Source organism: Nostoc sp. MG11, assembly GCF_014904695.1.
Classification (GTDB): domain Bacteria; phylum Cyanobacteriota; class Cyanobacteriia; order Cyanobacteriales; family Nostocaceae; genus Komarekiella.
The window spans coordinates 1-501 of the sequence record NZ_JACXXN010000238.1; the positions used below are offsets into that span (position 1 = coordinate 1).

Consider the following 501-nt stretch of genomic DNA (forward strand, 5'->3'; position numbering starts at 1 on the left):
AGGCAGATTTAGATGGATTGCCAAAAGTGCCTAAGTACTCTGAAAGACTCCAAGACCCAAGTTGCGAACAACAGCCAGACAGTACCCCCATTTTTCAGCAATCCCCTATTTTTCACGAGACGCAGAGTTAATGGCAGTGGAGTCCCAGATTCGAGCTGCCATTAAAGATTGTGTCAATCGCACCAGTCGCAAACCTTTTAGGTGGGGCGGGTTAAGCGGCTATCAGCAACTATCAGCAATTGGGCAGATACTACGCAGTTTACCATGCCGAGAGATAGACACAGATTATTTGTCTGTTTTGTCAGTATGGATTGACCATGCCTTAAGCAGCACTGATGCTCTAGCGTCTGACTTGTCAGAGGCGCACAAGTGGCTGCAACGAATTGCTGATTGTTTGCGCTACGCTGAACACTCCAAACGGAGTAGAGATAATGTGACTAATATTATACATACTGCAAAAATCTCCTTAACCAGTCTTCAAGTTCGGCGCGACATGGAAGA

The 501-nt window shown here is 46.1% G+C and carries 1 protein-coding gene; it reads left to right on the top strand.

Going from position 1 to position 501, the window contains the following annotated elements; all coding sequences use genetic code 11:
• Nucleotides 1–130: 130 nt before the first annotated feature.
• Nucleotides 131–501: hypothetical protein (locus HCR01_RS38275; RefSeq protein ID WP_193201059.1), on the top strand; the 371-nt coding region annotated here is incomplete at its 3' end.